General features: G+C 36.1%; 18 protein-coding genes. 6 read left to right on the top strand and 12 right to left on the bottom strand.

The features are described 5' to 3' along the window. Positions 1-116 precede the first annotated feature (116 nt). The gene (locus CH354_RS18425) at positions 117-896 is read left to right on the top strand and encodes a methyl-accepting chemotaxis protein (protein WP_243395961.1); all 780 of its coding nucleotides are present in this window, start codon (positions 117-119) and stop codon (positions 894-896) included. A gap of 28 nt (positions 897-924) precedes the next feature. Continuing rightward, the gene (locus CH354_RS04620; RefSeq protein ID WP_100725559.1) at positions 925-2154 is read left to right on the top strand and encodes a DUF2804 domain-containing protein; all 1230 of its coding nucleotides are present in this window, start codon (positions 925-927) and stop codon (positions 2152-2154) included. A 1-nt stretch (position 2155) separates the two neighbouring features. Here the strand turns inward: CH354_RS04620 and CH354_RS04615 are convergent, their stop codons facing one another. The 8 genes from CH354_RS04615 to CH354_RS04580 all read right to left on the bottom strand — a co-directional run bounded on the left by CH354_RS04615 (position 2156) and on the right by CH354_RS04580 (position 12351). Next, positions 2156-3355 carry an MFS transporter gene (locus tag CH354_RS04615; RefSeq protein WP_100725558.1) on the bottom strand — a complete coding sequence of 400 codons (1200 nt, stop codon included), beginning with the start codon at positions 3353-3355 and terminating at the stop codon, positions 2156-2158. After that, a complete protein-coding gene (locus CH354_RS04610; RefSeq protein ID WP_100725557.1) occupies positions 3352-5133 on the bottom strand; it encodes a Vgb family protein in 1782 nt (593 codons plus the stop codon). The genes CH354_RS04615 and CH354_RS04610 overlap by 4 nt, the downstream gene beginning before the upstream one ends. Then, positions 5123-6088 carry an NAD-dependent epimerase/dehydratase family protein gene (locus CH354_RS04605; RefSeq protein ID WP_100725556.1) on the bottom strand — a complete coding sequence of 322 codons (966 nt, stop codon included), beginning with the start codon at positions 6086-6088 and terminating at the stop codon, positions 5123-5125. Before CH354_RS04605 ends, CH354_RS04610 begins: the two co-directional genes overlap by 11 nt. Before the next feature lies 1 nt (position 6089). Continuing rightward, entirely contained in the window at positions 6090-6983 is an 894-nt protein-coding gene (locus CH354_RS04600; RefSeq protein WP_100725555.1) for a bile acid:sodium symporter family protein, read from the bottom strand. A 278-nt stretch (positions 6984-7261) separates the two neighbouring features. After that, positions 7262-7741 (bottom strand): LA_3150 family lipoprotein, encoded by a 480-nt coding sequence (locus CH354_RS04595; protein WP_100716214.1) that lies wholly within the window; start codon positions 7739-7741, stop codon positions 7262-7264. A gap of 11 nt (positions 7742-7752) precedes the next feature. Then, entirely contained in the window at positions 7753-9426 is a 1674-nt protein-coding gene (locus CH354_RS04590) for a hypothetical protein (RefSeq protein WP_100725554.1), read from the bottom strand. A gap of 356 nt (positions 9427-9782) precedes the next feature. After that, entirely contained in the window at positions 9783-11786 is a 2004-nt protein-coding gene (locus CH354_RS04585; RefSeq protein WP_100766304.1) for a methyl-accepting chemotaxis protein, read from the bottom strand. Between the two features lie 148 nt (positions 11787-11934). Continuing rightward, positions 11935-12351: a DUF3052 family protein gene (locus tag CH354_RS04580; protein WP_100725553.1), complete on the bottom strand. Its 417-nt coding sequence runs from the start codon at positions 12349-12351 to the stop codon at positions 11935-11937. Positions 12352-12527: 176 nt separating this feature from the next. Here CH354_RS04580 and CH354_RS04575 point away from each other — a divergent pair, with 176 nt between their 5' ends. Next, on the top strand, positions 12528-14093 hold the full coding sequence (locus tag CH354_RS04575) for a methyl-accepting chemotaxis protein (protein ID WP_100716218.1): 1566 nt from the start codon (positions 12528-12530) through the stop codon (positions 14091-14093). Between the two features lie 23 nt (positions 14094-14116). Here the strand turns inward: CH354_RS04575 and CH354_RS04570 are convergent, their stop codons facing one another. Continuing rightward, positions 14117-14986 (bottom strand): alpha/beta hydrolase, encoded by an 870-nt coding sequence (locus CH354_RS04570; protein ID WP_100725552.1) that lies wholly within the window; start codon positions 14984-14986, stop codon positions 14117-14119. 47 nt (positions 14987-15033) lie between these two features. Continuing rightward, on the bottom strand, positions 15034-15624 hold the full coding sequence (locus tag CH354_RS04565) for a TetR/AcrR family transcriptional regulator (protein WP_100716220.1): 591 nt from the start codon (positions 15622-15624) through the stop codon (positions 15034-15036). A gap of 560 nt (positions 15625-16184) precedes the next feature. Here CH354_RS04565 and CH354_RS04560 point away from each other — a divergent pair. Beyond that, positions 16185-17210 (top strand): ParA family protein, encoded by a 1026-nt coding sequence (locus CH354_RS04560; RefSeq protein WP_338092375.1) that lies wholly within the window; start codon positions 16185-16187, stop codon positions 17208-17210. 28 nt (positions 17211-17238) lie between these two features. Here the strand turns inward: CH354_RS04560 and CH354_RS04555 are convergent, their stop codons facing one another. Further along, positions 17239-17742: a DUF1579 domain-containing protein gene (locus CH354_RS04555; protein ID WP_100725550.1), complete on the bottom strand. Its 504-nt coding sequence runs from the start codon at positions 17740-17742 to the stop codon at positions 17239-17241. A 35-nt stretch (positions 17743-17777) separates the two neighbouring features. Next, positions 17778-18341: a dihydrofolate reductase family protein gene (locus CH354_RS04550; protein WP_100725549.1), complete on the bottom strand. Its 564-nt coding sequence runs from the start codon at positions 18339-18341 to the stop codon at positions 17778-17780. Positions 18342-18576: 235 nt separating this feature from the next. Between CH354_RS04550 and CH354_RS04545 the strand changes: the two genes are divergently transcribed. Together CH354_RS04545 and CH354_RS04540 are read left to right on the top strand one after the other, a co-directional pair. After that, positions 18577-18780 (top strand): GyrI-like domain-containing protein, encoded by a 204-nt coding sequence (locus CH354_RS04545; RefSeq protein ID WP_100725548.1) that lies wholly within the window; start codon positions 18577-18579, stop codon positions 18778-18780. Positions 18781-18995: 215 nt separating this feature from the next. Next, positions 18996-22052 carry a chitobiase/beta-hexosaminidase C-terminal domain-containing protein gene (locus CH354_RS04540; protein WP_100725547.1) on the top strand — a complete coding sequence of 1019 codons (3057 nt, stop codon included), beginning with the start codon at positions 18996-18998 and terminating at the stop codon, positions 22050-22052. Positions 22053-22090: the final 38 nt, after the last annotated feature.

The following is a 22090-nucleotide window of genomic DNA, read 5'->3' as shown; positions in this document are numbered from 1 at the left end:
CAGCAAAAAATTTAGAAAATTCGATTCAAAGTTGTGCCAATTATATTTCGCATACTGCGGAAAGATTAGAATCTCAAGCTGCGTCTCTAGAGCAAGTAACAGCGATTAATACAGAATTGTTTTCATCATTTGAATCAAATGCAAAAATTATTGATGACCAAAATGGAAAAATCACTGATTTGTTTGCTGGATCAAATGATTTAAACCAAATGGTTGAAACCATTAGTATGATCAACCAAGAGTTGATTACGATTGCAAATGAAAACAAAAAAGATACAACGGAAATTGCTGGTGTCTCAAAGAAAACAAGTGAATATTTAGATTCAATCAAAACTTCCTTTGACAAGGTTGATGAAATCAATCAAATCGTTGCTGAAATTGGAGAAAAGACCAACTTACTTGCATTAAATGCCTCAATTGAAGCTGCACGTGCTGGTGAAGTTGGTAGGGGATTTGCAGTGGTAGCTAGTGAGGTCAGTAAACTTGCTGATTTTACAGCAAAAAACGCAAAAATGATTTCTGATGTTGTCAGTCATTCTAGAAAATTTATTTATGAAGCAGCAGAGGTTTCCATCCAAACTGGAAATTTGACAACCAATCAAATTAAAAAACTAGAAATGACAACTGAAAAGGTGAGTCATATGCATCGATTATTTGAAAAACAAAAATCAATTATTTTTGATACGATTAACCAACTAACGGAAATCAATGATCTTTCTTCTCAAATTTCGTTTAGCACGAAAGAACAAATTTCTGGTCAAACAGAAGTCAATAAAGGTATTATGGCATTAGAGAACGAAGTGAATCAAATTTCAAATGCATCCAGAAGTTTAGAACAACATGTGGAACAAATCAGATCTCAATCTTTAGAATTATTGACGTTAAGCGAATCATAATCATAAGCTTGTATTTTTGGAGATATTCATGTTAGAAAAACGATTTCAAATTCTTCTAAAGATAGGAGTTTTCCTTTTGACAATTTCAATCTTTCAATGTTCAAAAGCTAAATTATCACCAGACCAGGTTGTTGATGAACATGGAAAAATCATTCAAGTGATTCCCGAACCAGATGCATCTGAAACAAAACAACTAGAGTTTACTTCATCTGTTACACTTCTAAAAGAAGATGGGACTCTGAATGTTTCAGGTTGGTCAAGATTTCCACACTTTCAGATTAACGAGTCATACATCAAAGCAGAACCGAAACGTTATAAACGATGGGAACATTACACATTCTATAATGAAAATTTCGGAGGTGCAATCACCGTAACTGATATTGGAAATTTAGCGATGGGTAGCATCGAGTTATTAGAATTTAAATCAGGTAAAACTATATTTTCTAAAACAGAACTCGTAAGACCAGGTGCCATTCTTTTCCCAACCAATACAACGGATCCAATTGAATTTACGAAAGGAAACCAATTCATTCGTATTCAAAAACAAAAAGGCAAAAGAACTATCACTTATTCAATCCAAGGTGATTCCTCCAATGAAACCATCCAAGGTAATTTTGAATTCACCGAAAAATCGAATGAAGCACTTGCCATCATCACTCCATTTTCTAAGTCAGATTTCTTTTATGAATACAAAATGCCAAGTTTGATCTGTAAAGGAACAATCGTATACAAACAATCTATTTATGATTTTAAAGAAGATAGTTACGCAGTCTTAGATTGGGGAAGGGGAACTTGGCCTGAGAAAAATAAATGGCTTTGGGCTGCAGGTGCAGGAATGGTTGGTGGAGAACTTCTTAGTCTAAACTTAGGTTATGGTTTTGGTGATCCAAAAAACGCTACAGAAAACGGTATCGTTTACAAAGGGAAAGTACATAAACTTGATAAAGTAGTTTGGAAGTATGATGTTACAAATTACAAAAAACCTTGGAAATTTGTGAGTAACCAAGGTAGATTGGAGTTAAACTTTACTCCAGTTTATCTATTGTATTCTGATATAGATCTTATGGGTATGATAGGTTTCTTAAAACAACTAATCCAAAATTTTTCATTGTCTGAAATTTTTGAATTATTAAAAACCGAAGCCTATTTGAATAAAGCCTTCGGTGTTTATAATGGTTATGTGGTCTTAGATAACGGAACAAAACTAGAAGTTAAAAACTTGTTTGGTTTTGCCGAACAAATGTACCAACAATGGTAAATCAAAGCGTATAGTTTCGAAGTGTCTTTAACCTGATTGTGCTAAAAATCACAATCAGGGTTAATATAATTCCTGCAGATACAACCGCTGTTGGAATGGAAACTTTTACAAGAATGATACCCGATAAAAATCCTGCAAATGCCGGCACCACTTGGCTTGTAATTGTATACAGACTCATTAACCTTCCTCTGTATTCCTGACTCACTTCTGATTGAAGGATGGCAACAAGTAAACTGATACTAGCTCCAGCACCAAATCCACTCACCAGTAACAAACAAATTGAAAGCCATAATTGTGAACTGAGTCCGATACCTAAAAGACCAAGTCCACATAACAATCCAGAGGTGAGGATCAATTTTCCATAACCAAACGGTTTTGCCAGTTTTAAAGACGTACCTCCTCCCAAAAGTAAAGCTAAGGCAAGGGCTCCTAAAAAAAATCCACGTTCCATTTCTCCTAATAGTAATACACCTTTTGCATATCTAGGCATCATCACCTGGACTGGACCCATGGAACAATAAATCACGACTGAAAATAAAAGTGTTTGTCTAAGTAATGAATGGTTTTTTGCATAAGATACCCCTCGTAGGATCCGATCCCAAGCAGAAGAAGTTTTTCCCTGTCCTTCCGTTTTAATTCCGATGAGTAAAGACATTGCAATTAAAAATAGACTAACACCAGTAATGTGAACCATTTGCCAAGAACCTATACTCCTGCAAAAAGCCAAAATTGGTGGGGCAGAACCAAAACCTAACATTACCAAAACATTAAAAATCACTGCCATTTTTTTTTGTTTTTTTCCTGCTAATCTGCCGAGTAAAGACATCCTAGCGGGAGCAAGGATAGACCAACCCACTCCAACAAAAAAAGCTGCTAGTAAAAATAAAGAAACAGAAGTGATGCCAAAAAATTGTGATGAAAGGTTTAATAGGCCCAATGCAATTAAAAATGATCCATGGGCAATTTGTGCTAAAATTTGTGGTGAGTGAGAATCACACCAAGCTCCTGCAAACCATCCTAGTACCAAAGGAACTCCAAAACATAGTCCAAATCCAATGCCTGCCAATGCATCTTGGTTCCATACATCTTGTGCATATAAAATGACACTATAGTTCGTTAGGTGACCTGCTAAAAATCCTAAGAAGGAAGCTAACAAAAATCGAATCAATTGACCTTGGTTATAAGTATTAGAAGAACTCATTTTGCTTGTGTAACTTCCATCAGAGTTGGTTGTCCATCTTCAATTTGCCAACTTGGGAATGCACCGTTTGATGAATATGCTTTACCATCTGGCGAAAATTCAATATCACGTGTGAATGTAACTTTACGACTCATGGGATATACTTTCCATATTTCTGTTTTGATATCCATTACCATTAAATTATCTGATGAAGTGCCTGTGACCCAAACAAGATTACGTTTTCTATCCACATTCAGAGAATAAGGTGTCTCAACTCCATCCACCGCTGTAGGAAGTGGGTATAGTTTGAACTTTCCATCTTCTGGAGTGTATTTAGCAATTGAGCCTTCCGGAAAAACTGAAATCCATACATGATTGTCTCGATCCACTCGAAGCCTACGTGGACCTTGGAAAGGTGTTTCAATCACCTGAAAGGAAAAATCCTTTGGATTGATTTTACCAATTGTGTCTGCATGTAGTCTTGTAAACCAAACCGTTCCATTAGGTGCAACATCAATCCCATATGGCAATGGCATACCACTCACACGTTCATCAACTGGTAACAAATGCATTGGAAAACCCCAATTCATAAGTTTTACAATGAAACCACTGATCCATAAACTAAAACTTTCTTTTTTGGTTCTTGCAGGTAAATCGAAGTAATGGAAAGAAAGATCCTTTCGATTAAACATTCCAACCTGGTTTGAAAGCGCTAATGTAAACCAAACTCGGTCTTCATCGTCAATACGAATGGTATGCGGATATAGTCCATTTTGAAACATATGGTCTTTGAACTGTTTGGTTTTTGGATCAAACTCTGTGATACGTTTTTGCAAAGATGGAGTGATAAAAATATTTCCGTCAACTGGAGATTCCGCAAGGGAATGTAAACCAACATAGGTTTCATGTTTTTGGAATGATCGTAACCTTCCTGGTAATAGACCACCCAACTCATCATCTGGTTGTTTAGGAACTTTATATACTACCGTTTTACCAGTGTTAGGATCAATTTCCCAAAGACGATCTTGGATATTGTCACCTACGTACACTAGACCAGTTTTTTTATGGTATAATAGATCATGCATTTGAGAGAAACTATCTCCCATAGGCCATTCTCTGATGACAGCTCCGTATAACTCTTTTCCCCATGGACGACCAGGTGACACTCGTTCGGGGTGTTTGAGTAAATCAACATATGCATTTGAAAGTAAACTAGGAAGTTTTTTCTTAGCTTTCCCATGTGGTCTTGCGCCATAACCCATCATTCGATTGATGATTTCTTCCCAATCACCTTCAGAGAATGCTCTTCTCATGAAAAAACTTCCTTGTTGGTGACAGAAACCACATTGTTCTAAATATGTTTTTCTTAAATCTTTGTCTTCACCAAAGTTAAGTGCTGCAACCCAACTATTTGAAGGGTATTGCCCTACTAGTAAATTTAAATCTGTCTGTTTTTCCATTCGAAACGATACAGAACTTTGATTGGAATAAGATCGTAAATTAACATCCTTATACCCAATTTTACGCAATCGAATGTTTACTTTAGGTGCATAAGGAAATGAGATACTTACCTTACCGTTGGGATTTGTAAACATTGTCACTTCAGGTGTAATAAAAAATTCGAGTCTTTCAGGTGGATACCCATGATCATCACGTGGAGGCACTTGTGGTTTTTCAGCTTTAATCGTAACCATTACAAGATCTAAATTTTTTCCACTAGTATCTTTGATATCCAACTGGATTGCAAATAACGAAGAGTAGGTGAATATAAATCCAAAAACAAATAATTTAAATTTCATCGTATGGAACTCCTTTGGCTTTTAAATACATAATGAATGTCTCTTTTGAATTGTACTTGGGAATATAACCAAATACCGTTTTTAATTGTTTGTTTGATAAAACAGGTCTATACCGTAAAAAATCGATTTGATCGGGACCATATTGTGTGAGCCGAAGTTTCCTAAGTACCCATAACAAAGACTGTAACAAAAAGGCAGGTATTGGAACATACGGTTTTCGAATCATTTTGCTGATCACCTTTAAACTGAGAGCACCATCTCCAGCTAAATTAAACTTACCTTCTTTTTTTTCGGCGATTCCTTTAGTGATGATCTGAATCACATCCTCATCCCAAATAAAAACAAATGGACTTTTGTGGCCTAAGATACCCATCACAAAAGGTTTTTGGAACATATCGGTAATTAGATTATTCACTGTTTTTCCAAGGATAGTTCCTGGTCTTAAGATCAATTGTTTGAGTTGTGGGAATATGGATCTGTATTCTGTTAATAATTCTTCCACTTCGCGTTTGTGTTTGGAATATACAAACGCTGAATGACCTCTTATGGGGTCTGTTTCTTCAATCCATTCTTTATTTTCTTTATGATAACCGTATGCTGCACCTGAACTTGTGATGATCACTTGTTCCGTTCTAGCATATGCTGCTCCATCTAACACATTTTTGGTGCCTTGTACATCAATTTTCCACTGTGTTTCCTCACTCATACCTGGCGGAGGATTGAGAATTGATGCAAGATGGACTATCGAATTGGGTTTCCAGTCTTGGATCAAATCTACAACAGAATTTCGATCACTGATATCCAATATTTGAAATTCAAATTGGGTAGAAACAGGGGAATTAGACATTGGTTTGATATCGGTAGCCAAAATTTGCCAATTTGGATAGGTATTTAACAAATGTTGGATGAGAGTGGATCCAATATAACCCGCACCACCAGTGACTAAAACTTTCAATTTAATTTCCTTCTACAGGTGGTCGGCTTTTCCAATAAGCCACCAAAATCAAACCAGAAATAATATGCCATATTCCCCAAAAAGCTGCCACCAGCGCCATGTTAGGTTCCGCTTGGAATTGTGTGAGTATGAGCCCCAAGGCAAGTCCTGAGTTTTGCATACCTACTTCAATGGTAATAGCACGTTTATTTGCTTCGTTTTGTAAAAATACTCTCGCTATTAAATTACCGATGACTAGAGCAATGAAATTATGAAAAACAACAATCACAAAAACAAAACCAAGATTATCTAAAAAGATTTTCCAATTCCCACCAACAGCAACGACTAAAAAGATTAAAAATGCAAATGATGAAATACGTTTAAAAAAGGGTGTGATTTTATGAGCAAAACTAGTGACAAAATTACCTAGGAACATTCCCAGTAATAATGGAATGAGTAATAATACAATTAATCCTTTGACGATCATCAAACTATCAATCCTAAGATCTCCTGAACCAGAAATCATAGCATACGTTACAGGATTCAAATTTGCCGTTAAAGTAAAGTTAAGTGGTAATGTTATGATAGCAAATAAACTAGAAACAGCTGTCATGCTCACAGAAAGTGCTGTATTTCCTTTACCAAGATGAGTGATGATATTGGATAGGTTTCCGCCGGGACTTGCGGCAACTAATAACATCCCCAATTCAATTCCAGCAGGAAGGTCCAAAACTAACGTGATTAACAAAGTAACCCAAGGTAAAAAAACCACTTGGCCGATGAGACCAGCAAGAGCAGCCACAGGTCTCTGTAAAACAGCTTTAAAAGCAATGAATCGAAGTTCTAAGGCAACTCCAAAGATCATCAGAGCCAAAACCAGACCCAAAACAATTTGGTAATCATTATTATAATTCATATTTGAATCTTCCTAGCGAACCTTCATAACCAAACATAAAGCAATTGAGTTATGAACGGATGTTCATCGGAGTAATATTCTAAATCAGAAAGAAGAGATTCTATCTTTTTTTGTCATCTTAGAGCCAGAAACCAAAGTTATTTCTGAACACTACATTACATTTTTAGAAGTGAATGGATTAAAATAAGAGGGATCATGACAAAAGACACAAAAGGATAGTGGATTTATCCTTTTGTGTAACTGAAAAATTATCTGTAAAACGAATGCATCAGGCTTGATTAGAATCCAGATGCAGAAATTGCAGATCTCGAACAAGGATTGTTATTCGGATCACAAGTATACATTCTAAATGTGAAACCATCATTTGGGTTAGGTCTTTGCGATGTAGAACCAAAATTAGTTCCACTTGCAAATCCTAAATCTGTACAACTTGATGTGGATACATTGTATTTTTTAATGTTCGTATTCAATAATCCCCCAGCACCACCAGGTGGAGTGTTGAAATAAGATGTAGGTCCAATATTTCCACCATTGAGTTGGAAAGTATCAAAACAATTTCCTGTGTAAGAACCACCTAAATCGGCAACTTCCATAATTACAAGAGACTTGTTTCTATCAACTCCGCCATTGAGGATATTGTTGATGATAAGAGATGAGATTCCTTCTCTGTCTTGTTCCTTCGATTGGCAATTAAAAAGGAATACAGAAAGTGAAAGTGTTAAAATGATTCTGGTCATGAATGTTAATTTAATTTTCATAAATATTCCTTCTAGTTTGGCCTATAACTGTAAGCTTCTGGAGAAACAACTCCCGTCCAAAAGTTTGCTTGGAATTGTAAATAAACACGTCTATCGTCAATTGGCATTGAGTTTCCTGTGTTAGGATTAACATCAAATTGATTTCCTAAAATTTGATAATAGAGTTGTGCTTTGAAGTGGTGTTTATCACCAAACAAGTTTAAACCTGCCCAATACACTCTTAAAGAATCAGTAGGATCTACCTTTCCATTTCGATTGAAGTCTCCTTGGATGTATTCATATTTTAACAATGGCATGATATAATAACGATCCAAAAATGGAATGTTATAACCAATCGTTCCATGGTATCCATATAAATCATTTGATGCAGCTCCACCAAACTTTGTATAAGCACCAGATAAATAAATACCTTTGTAGGTAAACGTTGTATCGTAAGTGTGTCCCACTAAACCCATTTTTGGTCGAGCTAGTGTAGGAACGGAATTCTGGACTAAAAAGTTTGGATTTCCATTTGCATCTAAACTCCCTCGATCTGGATTCGATCCTTGCGAAGTTAATAATTGAATTCCACTTGTAGTACCAGGAGTGTATTCAGGAACGTAAAGTGCTGGCGTAATTAAGTTTTGGGTTTGTAGATACCCTGCACCCAAAGACCACTTTATCTCACGTTGGAAAATTTCTTCTCCTTCTTGCCAATTCACCATTTTTCCGTCAGATTCTCGTTTTAATCCACCAAACACATTCACTTGTGCTCGTGCATAATACATAGGAGATGTGTTAATTGCTCCATAACGATTTGCGGTTGTTAAGTCCTGTCTTCTACCAGTACCATAATCACCACCACCACCTTTTCCATTACTTACCATCAAGGAAACTTGTAAGTATCGTTCCCATTTGTGATCTAATTCTTTCAGTGGAGTTGCTTGGATCATAACACCATGATCAAATTGTGGAATGGCATTTACGATCATACTTCGTTCTAATGTTACGAAGTTAGCTGAGGATTGTAAGTATTCACGGCTGAATTGAGTTGGCAATTGTCCAAAGACAAAACGTAATCCAGCATAAGGTATTTTTGCATAACCAAATGCTTCGTGAATGTATCCACGGTTGTCTTTTAATCTTGTGTTGGATACATAACTCGTTGTTGCTGGTCTACCATTTGCATCTAAATAATTTAATGTACTTGTTGTTTGGACAATATCAGGTCGATTCAACATGTTCTCCAATCGGAGTTGGATATTAGTTCCCCACCAATCGTTTTCGTATTGAGCACCTAACCGTAAACGTCTGAAGTTCCAATCCACATTATTAAAATCTCTATGGCCATTGCTGTAGAGAGAATCTTCCGAGCCGGACACTCCTCTGAATTGGATACGTCCATAGATTGTTAATTTCTCTTTTGCCGTATCATCAGGTCTGTGTGCAAATGCATCAGGTAGGGTCGTGGCATTTCCGTTGGAAAGGGGGCGGTTATACTCCACCTTCACACGATTGGGTCCTGGTTTTGAATAAATTTGACCAGTTTCGGTATCTTCGTAGAGTTCTTGGTAAACTTTTGTTTGTGGTTTTTTCGATTGGTTTTCTGCGGGATTTGGCTCGTTTGTACGGGTCACTTCTGGTTCGGCAGAAAGTGTGCTAACAAATAGTAAGAGTCCCAATGCTACTTTTGTGATGGTGTTCATTCGATGTTTGTCTGTACTGATTTGGATTCATTTCAATAGAGGATACCTCCATTACAATGTTTCAGTCTGGTTACAAACATATTGAATCCATGTTATGATTGGATGACAAGAATATTACAAATTGGTTACAGGGGGCAAAACTGCCCGTTTGGTGAACATTTTTTTTCGAAAACGGTAGTTTGTCACAATTGGAGGAGTGTTTTGTGACAAACTTATAACGATTCCAAATTCAAAAACTTTCTGGATTTAGCGGTTTGATTTTCGGATCACCAGCTTGAGACCCAACCAAATCGGATCGTTGGCAGAGACTTTGCTATCCATAAGTCCAAAACCAAAGGCAAAATTCTGGATTCAATTCATTCCGATTCAGTCACTTGAAACTGATCGCAAATATCCTTTAATTTATCAGCCGTTGTCGAAAGGTTTTTCGCTGAGGATGACATCTGTTCTGCTCCGGCAGCAGTATTTATCGTATGTTCGTTAATTTGAGTGATGACAGTCGAAATTTCTCTAACCGCACCCCGCTGTTCATTGGCAGCGATTTTGATTTGGTCCGACTCTCCCTTCACAATGGTCGAATTTTCGAGTACGGCTTGGTTGATTTCTGCTTGAGAGCTCATATTGCTGTAGAGTGAGTCCATAGCCTCGGAAACTCCATTAATGTTTCGGATAATATCCTGAAGTAGTGTTGTGGAAGTCTGTATACTCTTGGCACCTCCATTTAATTCTTGAGCATTTTTACCAATCATTTCAGAGATTGATTTGATTGATGAAGCTGTACGAATTGAAAGTTTAGATATTTCTTCAGCAACGACGGCGAATCCTCTACCAGCATCCCCGGCTCGAGCTGCTTCAATCGCAGCGTTCAAAGCCAATAGCTGAGTTTGGTCAGAAATTTCATTTATGATCGCAATAATTTCCTTCATTTCGTCTGAGGATTTCAGAATATTATCAATCATACTATTCATTCCAGTTAACGACCGCTCACCTTCCGCTGCTTGGATTGAAATCGATTTCATTCTACTCAAGGTCAAATTAATTTCATCACCGACTCTTTTAACACTATTTGCAAGATCCTGAATTTTAATTTGGAATTGTGAAATGTTATGGTGTTGAATATCGATTGATCCCGTAATATTTTCCATACTTGCTGACATTTCTTCAACAGTAGCTGACATTTGTTCTGCTGATGCTGCAGTTGCTTGTGCACCTCCAGAAAAACTATCAGAACTCGAAGAAAGCTGGGCTGCACTTGAAGCAAGCTCTTGTGATATAAATTGAATCTCGGAAATTATTTTTTTAAGATGATTTAAGAAATAATTTGTGTCTTTGCTTAGTTCACCAATTTCATCTTCATAGATGATCTCTAACGACTGACTCAAATTGCCAGTTGTCATTTTTTTAAAAATATCCCGTAAGTTAGAAATTGGTTGTAGTCTATTCTTAACTAATCTGTAAAATGAAAAAACGGAGATAGTTAATATAAAGAAAGCAAAAATGCAAATTTTAAATAACATTTCATGAACGATTGATAAAATTTCACTTTTTGTTGCAATCGCTGATAATTTGATATTGTATCCTTCAACATCCATAACAGTTGCAATTTTTTCTTTACCAAAAAAATATTCCATATGTTCGTTTGATTTGAGTTTAAGTAATTTATTTCCCCATTCTAATTCTTTTAGATTTAAATTTAGAATTAAAGATTTATCCGGGTGACCAATGACTTGGCCTTCATTGTCAGTGATTGCGATAAACCCATCACTACCAATTTTTACTTCATTCATTACTTCGTCAGTAAGATGATTGAGTGAAATAGCAAATCCTAAGATTGCAATTACTTTGTTACCTTGAAAAACTGGCACGGTTAAAACAGCAACAGGTTCTTGTGTAACAGGTGAACGGTTCACCTTACTTAATAATTTTTTCCCACCTAAGGCAGCTTTAATATTATCATCAAATCCGGTTTTTCCCCAACGGAATCCGATTGCTTTGCCTGATGCATCGGAAAAAACAATTGGATTCTCTTCGGCAGACGAAAGGAAAACATTTTCATAAAAACCATATTTTTTACTTATATTCATCATAATAAGATCAAGGTAATTACGATCTTGTTTGATACAATGGTCCGAAAAATCAGGGTTACTTGAAATTAGTTCTGCTAAAATGAATTGTTCATCGAAGAAATTTTTAATTTGTTTACTCGAAAGTTTTGCAACGTTTTTCATTTCTCCGATATAAGCATTTACGATAAATTCTTTTCCAATGAAGTATGAAAATGAAGAGATACCAATCGTTAAAATCAGAATGATGAAAGTACTAAATGCAATAATGATCGTTTTCAAATTTTGAATCTTCATTTTAACCAATCCATGGAATTATTATTAGAAAGTGAGACATATGAAATATACGAAATTGAGGATTTGTCAACTCACCTATTGTAAATCAACAATGTTCAATTTGGAATTTCAGCTTATTAGGCAAATCGATTATAAAATTAATGATTACTTAACGGTTTGATTTCCGGATCACCAACTTGAGTCCCGACCATGTTGTATCAATGGCGCAGACTTTGATGTCCACAAGTCCCAAACCTAATGCAAAATTCCGGATTTTGTTTTCATCTAAATCAGAGGTTATTTTGGAAGTTTTTTTAGGCCATGAAACCCATATCATACCGTTGGATTTCAAATGGGATTGGAGATTTGGGAGTGAGGTTTGGTATTCGATAAGAGAAGTAAAAAAACAATGGATGAAGTCGAGTTCCTTCTCGAGAGATTTGGTAATTTTGACTGGAGGCATATTCCCCCAATCTACCAAATTGATTTCTTTGGGAAGATTTTGAAAGTAAAGGGACATATTGTCCTTGATCCCCAATTTCTCAATGACCGACTTTCCAGAATAACCTGCTTGATTTGCCACCATCACAATCCTTTCCCATGGGAGATTGGTCCCATGCGGACAAAAAAACCAATTCGTAAGTTAAAAATTCAAACTCGACAGTAAGATTCATTCCTTTTTTTTAGTAGACTATTGTCGATCACCAAGTTATTGCCTAAATTCCCAAAAGGATAGGTAAGTTTGTATTTTGAGGGTATAGAGTGTTATCAATCGCAGATCTTTGGAAACAGGGAAAAATCATCATCAATCGAATTCGTTTTGGATTAGTTTTACTTTTCCTACTGGCCATGATAGGGGCCAAAGATGAATTCCAACCGAAGATGTTTCTCATCCATATGATTGGAACTTGCACAATGGGATTTTATTGTGCACTTGCTTATGTATTAGAAAAAAAAACAAACCCACCTACTTGGTTTCATAAAATCCTCATCCTAATGGACACTTTAGTTTTATCGTTAACAATCATTTTAGATTGTTCGTTAAGTTTAGAAGAAGCAGAAGCAGCTCTTTCGAATGCGGTTGTCTATTTTATTTTTTTCTTTAATGCTATTTATTCTGGATTCTTAGGGGATCGTAAATTTGTTTTAATGAACTCACTTTTGGGTTCTGTTTTATCAGCGATTGCTCTGGTTGTTGCTGTGAATGTAGGCGGTATCCAACTTTCAGTGGATCCAAAACAATCACAAGAAATTGGTTATGTTGGACTCGCAGGAGAAGTGATGAAACCAATTTTCATCATGATAGCAGGATACATTGTCAGTTTATTAGTCCAACTTCTGACAAAAATTAGTTCATTGGCAGATATCAAAGCGGATGAAGCAGAAGTGCTCCTGAACCAAACAAAAGAACGAAGTAAAGTTTCTGCAAATGCAGCTCTCAAATTAGAATCTTCTATCAATAATTTTAGTAAATTTGTGTCTGATACATCTGTCAAATTGGAATCACAAGCTGCTTCTTTGGAAGAGATAACGGCTGTAATTTCTGAACTTTCAAGTTCCTTTGAATCCAATGGAGTTTCCATTGAAGAACAAAATAATAAAGTACAAAGTATGGTTGCTGATACTGTTGAATTAAAAGAAACTGTGGACCAAATTTTAATCCAAAGCGAACAACTCGTGGAAATAGCAGAAATCAATAAAAAAGAAAGTATGTCCGTCACTGAAGTGGCAGACCAAACTGCTTCTCATTTGGAATCCATCCAAGCATCATTTGACCAAGTGAACGAAATTAATAATATTGTGGCGGAAATTGGGGAAAAGACAAACTTACTCGCGTTAAATGCTTCAATTGAAGCTGCTCGTGCTGGAGATGTTGGTAAAGGATTTGCTGTGGTTGCAAATGAAGTGAGTAAACTCGCTGAATTTACTAAGAATAACGTAAAACGAATTTCAAGTGTTGTTAAAAGTTCAAAAGAGATTATCACCAATGCAAGGAATGCATCAAAAAATACAGGAGAACTTGCAAAGTCTCAAATTGATCGTCTAAACCAAACGTTAGTGCAAATCCAAAATATGAACCAACTCTATATCGAACAAAGAAACACTTTATCATCGATTTTATCGGAATTATCTCAAATCAGAGAACTATCAAATCAGATTGCTGGTTCCACCAAAGAACAATTGTTAGGTCAAAAAGAGGCCTCCAAAGGGATCATCCAATTGGAGATGGAAGTAAATGAAATTAGTCGTGCTTCAAAAGACTTAGAAGAACATATTCAAATGATCAAAGAAGAAGCCAATACCTTGGCTTCTATGGGAAATCAATAAAAAGATCCCAAACGTTTTAAATGTTAGTTTTGAGATAAAAAATGAAGAATCTCATCCTTCACTGAGTCGGCTCGTAAAATCATTTTATGACCTAAACCATTTGTCGTGATGAGTTTTCCTTGTTTCCATGACTTTGCTACGACTTCGCCCATACTGTAAGGAATTTCAACATCATCCTGGTCATGGATCACTAATAGCTGATTTTCAAAGTTCGGGCCAGAAGTTTCCAAATCAATACTTGCCATGGTACGATTTACTTTTTTCTCGAGTATATAACGCATATTGTTTTCTTCTGATTCAGTTAATTCAAAATGCCGACTAAAGTCTTGGATCAATAATTCCAATTTGGATGGTGGTGCAATATAAACCAATTTAGTTGCACTCACACCTAACTCTTGTGCTACTGTTGCAACTGCTCCACCAAAAGAATGTGTGATGATAAAATTTGGATCTCCAATATTGTTTGTAAGTTCCTTAACAATTTTTGCTGATAAAACAATATTAGAATACCGGCCCGATGAAAATCCATGACCAGGTAAATCAATTCCTACAACTTTGTATCCTTCTTCGATGAGAGAAGGGATGAACCTTGAAAAGTTTCCAGTATGACCATTCCATCCGTGGATCAGTAAAACAGTTTCTTTTGTATGTCCATCCGCATTCCAAGTATAATATTGAATTTTATGTTCTTTTACTTGTAACAATGATTTGGTTGCTTTTTCTAATACATCCATTTCCTTTCTGGAAGGACTTTGTTTCTGTGTTTTCAAAAACTTTTGAACAGTGACAAATCCTATCCAATTGGGATTCTTTTTTGCAAACTCCCATTTTTTTTCCATGGAGATTGGGTATTCTCCATTTAAAGAACGAACGATCGTGCTAATTATATTCATAAACATCTCCTAAATTCCTTTGTTTTCACATCCAAATTCGTATTCAATTATTTCATATGCCGTTTGATTAATTCGTTAAAACATTGTTTGGTGCGTTTTTCTGAAGATTTATCTTCTAATAAACGATTGTAAAAATGAAACGATAACACAAGTCCCCAAATTTCTTGAACCAACTGTTCCACATTTGTTTTTGAATCTAACTCTCCTTTTTCTTTGGCTTCTTCTATAAATTGTTTTAAAGAGGAATGCCATGAGAGTTGGATTTTTCGTAAATGATCTCGCACAATCCCTGGTCTGTCATCAAACTCGGAACTGGATGCAAGGAACAAACACCCACCTGGCAATTCAGAACGATTGGACCAATCAAGCCAATTTACAAACGCATTCCGTAATCTTGTAATTCCCGGTTTGGATTTTAAGGCGGGGTATAACACATAACGTCGAAACAGTTCGCTTCCTTTTCGTAAAACATCGATTTGGAGATTTTCTTTCGAAGAAAATTTAGCAAAGAGACCACTTTTGGACATTCCCAATTCTTCTGCAAGTGTTCCAATGGTAAGCCCTTCCAAACCATGCACACTCGCAATTTGCACAGCTCGGTCTAAAATCAATGATTTTGTCTCTTCGCCCTTGCTCATAATATTAGTACGATCGTTCGTTTAGATCTGTAAAGTCTTTTTTTAAGGTTGGGGCGCCTCAAAATGATGGAATTTCAGATCCAATTGAAAAATGACCGGGCCTTACGCTTCCATCTTTCGTTTCCCGAAAGTATGTCCGCTACAGTCCCTGGCGCATAGATTCGGTTTATCAAGTGATTTTGGTGTAGAAAATGGGTAGAAATATGTTTTGCCATTTCCTTTGGAATCTTAGAATAATGACAGTTAGTATCTTATAACACCATCCCATGGCATCACAAAAAAAGAATCAAGAATTTTCAAATATTATAAAATCCCTCAAACAGAATGGAAGAGAATCAGAAGTAGAAACTCGGTTAGTTTTACCACTCATTCAATTGTTCGGTTTTAACAATGAAAACTTTCGAGATAAAGTATCGTTGAAAAATTGTGGTGAAGCAGACTTTGTTTGTTATGTAGATCAAAAACCATATCTAGTGATTGAAACTAAATCGAACTCAGTCAATTTATCTGATCCCAACGGAAAACCTTACTTAGATACTAAATTTCAATTATTTGAATATATGCGTTCAAAAGAATTGAATCGAGTACCTTTTGGATTATTGATCAATGGAAAAAACGCACAGATTTTCAAAAGGAAAGAAAATATAATTTTTCCTTTAACTAAAATTTTAAACTTAGAAACAAATACTGATAAATCGATCACCACCTTAAAAAAATACTTAAAAAAACCATTTCAATATGAAGAAAGTTTTAATTCTGCTATTATCGCAATTTATAATAATAAAGGTGGAGTTGGTAAAACAGTCACAACAGGTAACTTTGCTGGAGTACTAGCAGAAAAAGGAAAAAATGTTTTACTCATTGATTTAGACCCTCAACAAAGAGACCTAACCGATTCCTTTAAGATTGACCATAAAAAGATGGATTCATCCACGAGTATTTTTGATATTTTACTTGGAAAAGAAATCAAAGAGGGAATTAAAACAATTCCAATCAAAAAAAATTTACACATCATCAAAGGTGATGAACGATTTGATAGTTCTACATATGCTACAAAATCAATAAGCCTTTCTATGATTAAGCAATTTAGAAAGTTATTGGAGATGTTTAGTAGCAGAGGTAAATTTGATTATATCTTGATCGATTGTCCTACAAACTGGAGTTTTTTTAGTAAAATGGGCGTTTCTGTTTCGGATGCAGTATTAATACCTGTGAATTACCAAGCAGCGCAAGCAATCCACAATGCAGTACAAGTAATAGAGAAATTTATTCCAGAAGTATGGTATGAAAGAAATGGAAATGGACCAGAAGTTTTGCCCATTCTATTCAATAATGCATATACGGATCAAACTAGTAAAAAACATTTTGATGATGTAAGGCGTGATGAAATTAGAAGATTAACAAAAGACAAGTGGTACTTAAAACTATTTGATGAAGCAATTGAAATCAAACACCATCACGAAATTGCAACGTCGCTTTTTCTTCACATTGATCAAAATGGTCCATCTCCTTATACTTTAAAAAATAAAAACTCAAAAGCTTTCAAAGAATATGAAGATGTGATAGAAAAACTTTTTGGAATATAAACCAAAAAGTTAAATCCAATCTTATGATTCATGAACCTACTTTTTTAAAAAATGTTTCCGTAGCTTTTGCTTCTTCTCCCTTTGGGCTGATATTATAGGTTGTGAGAGAAAATTCTGATTCGCTCAGGATATGAAATTCTGTCCTCCAACCCCAAAGATCTTCTCCATATTCTGGGTTTCCATAAGATCCAGTCATAACGAATCCATTTCCTTTTTGCGGTCCACTCGACAACATGATTTGTGTTCCCATATGAAAACTATCAATCCAAGAACTCGTATACCTTTGGTATGGGATATCATAGCCGACGATCATTTTTCCTTCGAATGGTTTACCTTCTAAACTACTTTTGGTATCCAGGCAAATGAATCGACCACCTAATAGACTTGAGATGGTTGTTTCTGCTGCCGATTCATCAGCTAACACATCTTTTTCAAACCAAGTTTTTGTGGAGCCTTGCCACTGCCCTAGGAGTTGTTTTAATAGTTTGTGTGCTCCCTCTTGTAATGAGGTATCGAATTTGTTAGTTGTCATAATGAACTTTCCCTTCTGGTATTTTATCTTTTCAATTACTGATTTGTCTTAGGCGTATAACGAAGGATCACTGCACCAGACGAAAGTGAATTTGTTTCCATTCGTTTTAAGGGAATGTTTGGAATTCCTTCCTGGAATAGTTTATTTCCCTTTCCTAAAAATATAGGTGTGATGCAGATCCTGTATTCGTCGAATAAATTTGCTTTCATCAAAGATGCCGATAAGTTTCCACTTCCAAAGACAAACATATTCCCTGAACCTTCGTTTTTCAATTTTGTGACTTCTTTTACAGCATCTTTGGTAATTGTAGTATTTTTCCAGTTTGCGGATTGGAGTGTAGTAGAACAAACAAGTTTAGGGAGACTGTTCATGAATTTGGCAACATCCCCTTCATCCTCTGGGGCATTCGTCCAATATTCGGCCATCCCTTGGTAAGTAGTAGCACCAAACACAAGATAATCGGCTGATCGTAATTGGGTAAGACTAAGATCTTCTAATTCTTTGCCCCAAACAAGTCCATGGAAACTTAGGTCCCATTTTTTTTCACCTTCGAAGTATCCATCTAAGCTTATTAAATTCCACATGATTAATTTTCTCATAAAGACCTTCTTTTGAAATGATTTGGAATGGGCTGAATTTTGAATGTTACAAAACGTATGGTATGAACTTTCATTCCAAGAGGTATATCTGTTTGATTCATTGAAGTCAAGAAGTTTGCAATGTGTAGGGAATTCATTTACAAACAAAGCGAAACATATCATATTTCTGGATATTTTGTTTTAGGATCAAATCGATGTTAATTGATTCGATTTTGAAACAGAAGGATTTACACTTGTGAGTGGTTTGTATGCTGAATTTTTGTATAAGGGATTGCCAAGTGACGCAGGGCCCTTTTTCCATTCGATTTTTATGGATTGGTTACCAAATTCAAACTTCCAATTAGACAATCGTCCTCATTTTGAAGTGATGGGAGAGAAATATAAAAACGATGATCCAGAATCTGAAGAACTGGTTTATATTCCGATAGTTTCGCGTTAAGTATAGGTCGGGCTTTCTCTCAAACTTTAACAATTGGTAGGCAACGGAGCGTTTGGTGAACCTCAGAAATAATATGGGCTAATTTTAATATTTTAGCAATCTTGTATTTTTGGGGAATATAAAACCACCTAACAAAATATTTGACAAGAAATAGAATTCTTACCATTTTGAGTACCTGCGCAAATCTTTGTGCACATTTGAAAAGGGAATGAAAAATGAATTCAAAAATACTGATTGTTCTATTATTAGGGATCTCCTCGTTTCGTTGTATTGGACTTTTACTCCCTCAAGAGAAGCAAAACAAACCATCTTTTCTAACATCCTTTTTAGGTCTCTTTAGTTCCAATCCCGAAACTTCTCGAAGCGTATCTGCGGAAGTTGGTCCGAGTGGTGGTACATTACAAGCGAGTGATGGTAGTTTCTCATTTGAAATTCCGGCTGGTGCACTTTCAGAAACAAAGGTCATCACTATTTCTCGGAATGTTAACCCTAATGGTTCCATTCCTTCCGAGTATGGAGCAACAAGTCCTGTTTTTAAATTTGAGCCTGAAGGGTTAAAGTTCTTAAAGCCCACTTATCTAACGATTAACTACGAACAAGGACGATTGCCAGAAGCTGGTATCGAAGAACGTAGTGTTGGTATGTATTACATAAAAGATGATTCCACTCTTGAGAAAATGAAAAAAGTATCTGTGGATTATTCATCTAATACGATTAAGGTGGAAGTTGTTCATTTTTCGTTTGGCGTTGGATTGAACATTCAAATTTGGTTAGTTTCGAGTGGAATCATAACCAATCCGAATCCAGTTTCGAACGTTGCTGATAAGGTGATAGAGGAATTGGCAAATTATGCTGACTACGGATACGCAAGTGTTAGCGAGTATTACCAAGCGAACGCGGGTATTCTTGGACCTTTTATCAATCAGATAGTAACAGTTTTGGGAACTGATCCGATCACAGCTGCTTATCCTACTGCAGATTTTGACGGAGATGGAGCACCTAACTTTGAAGATCCTATGGTTCCTTCACTTGGACCAGTCATTACAGTAAATTCAATTTCAGCACAAAACGTAAGTACACTTTCCGGTTCCATACTATCGACTGAGATCCAATGGAAATCTTCGAAAACAGGGACATATTCCATTCGTAAAAATGCAGCAGATTGTAATTCGGGAACTGTTTTATATTCAGGGAGTGTGACAGCTAATGTAAACCAAACCTCAGGTTCGATTCTTGCATCATCCTTAAATTTGGGTTCCAATGCACTTCGCATTTGTGTGACAAGCAGTGGCGTGACAGGTTTTGGTGTTGCAACTATCAACCGAGATGACACAGTCCCTGGTGTTACAATTTTCCCTTCTGGTGGAAACTATGGTACTGTTCAATCAGTCGTTTTGAATTGTTCCGATGTAGGTGGTGCTGGTTGCTCGAAAGTTATTTATACAACGAATGGTACTACTCCATCCTTTGGTGCAAACTGTTCGGTAAATGCTGGAAATGTGTATACAACTTCAATCCCAACTCCAAACCAAACAACTACCACATTGAAAGTAAGAACTTGTGACCAAGCAGGGAACCAGTCGGTTGTCTATAGTGAAACATATACAGTGGATACTGTAATTCCAACAATCACCATCAATAGTGTTCTTCCTTCTACTTATTTAAAATCTGGACAAACAGCGACAATCAGTTGGAAGTCAGATAAAGTAGGAAACTACCTCTTGAAACAAGGCACTTCTTGTACAGCGGGAACTCCTCTCGTAGGAACGAATGTTTCGGGAACAGTGGCAGCCAATGAAACGGTTACATCTGAAATTCCAGTAGCTTCCCTTGGTGTGGAAGGGAATAAAACAGTTTTGGTTTGTGTGGCAAATTTAATCGGAACAAATGGGTCATCTTCTGTTTCCTATATTGTCGATTTTTCAAGTCCAGTGCTCACTTCTTCTGTTGCGAATGGAACGTATTCTGCACCACAGACACTCACCATCAATTGTGATGATGTATCTTCAGGTTGCCACGAGATCATTTATACAGTCAATGGATCTTCCCCTTCTTTTGATTCCTCAGGTGCCATTCAAAATGGACAATTGTATACTGGTTCGATCATAACACCTAACAATACTGTGTTGGAATATCGTTTTTTGGCAAAAGACCATGCAGGAAATGTTTCTAATGAACTCGTCAGAAATTTTACAATAGGGGAATTAATACCCAAGTTTACTTCGTTTGAAGTTCCAGAATCTGGAACAAAAGGTGTTATTGATGAAACAGAAAAATCAATTACATTAAATATTCCAAATACTGTTAAGAACCCTTTCCTTATACCGACCTACACGACTGAAAATACTACTGCAGTTGTATATACAGCTGCACTTCCTCAACTTGTTCCATTCAATCCTGCAGATGAGATGATTAGAGTAAATTTATCGGAAGGTAGAATGCTTTCAGGCGAACTAACTGTGATCAGCCCAACAGGAACTCGAGTTGATTACAAAATTTATACGATTTGGCTTCATGGTGTAATCTCTCCAGATGTGATTGGTATATCTACACAATACAAACTCTTTCTGATGGGTTGGTTTAGTGAACAGGCACAATTTCATTTTGAAACACCTAATGGTAATATTCCGATTACATGTGCTAAGGCCGAAGATTGGAACGAATACAATCGTAAATACGCATGCAATTTTACACCGATCAATGTTGGTAATGGATATTTGATGGATTTATTTGTTACAGAAAATTTACCTTTTCATTCTTTCCGATATTATAGTAAATTTAAAATGGCAGCTGTAAAAAACGGAGCAGGGGAAGCGAATGGAGAAATTCCATACTGCAACATTCAATATCCAACTTCCATTACAATGCCTGTGCCTGGAGATACCGAGATGATTTATGCGCGTGTTTATTATCCGGGACTCACAAGTAGTACAGTGGAAAATCCAGCTGTATCTGGCGAAATTGGCATGGGTCCAACAGGAACAGATCCTCGCACAAATCCATTTTGGTACTTTACACCTGCCAAATATAATAAGACCGAATGGAGTATGGAAGCCAATAACGCTGAGTATATGGCAAAATTGAATGTGTATCGAGGTCTTCGAACCAGATCTTATGTAGCAAGATTTTCTATTGATGGAGGGTTAAATTATACTTATTGCGATATAAATGGAAGTGGTTCCAATAGAAATTTAATGGGAAATTATTATCCAGAACTTGAATTTACTTTAGACAAACTTGGTTTGATTACTGTAACAAATCCGTATCCGTAACAAATCGATTTTCAATTTAAGAATTTCAATCATTGCAA

Source organism: Leptospira levettii, assembly GCF_002812085.1.
GTDB lineage: Bacteria > Spirochaetota > Leptospiria > Leptospirales > Leptospiraceae > Leptospira_A > Leptospira_A levettii.
The sequence above is the reverse complement of the archived record's forward strand: the minus strand, read 5'-3'. Positions and strand labels throughout refer to the sequence as shown.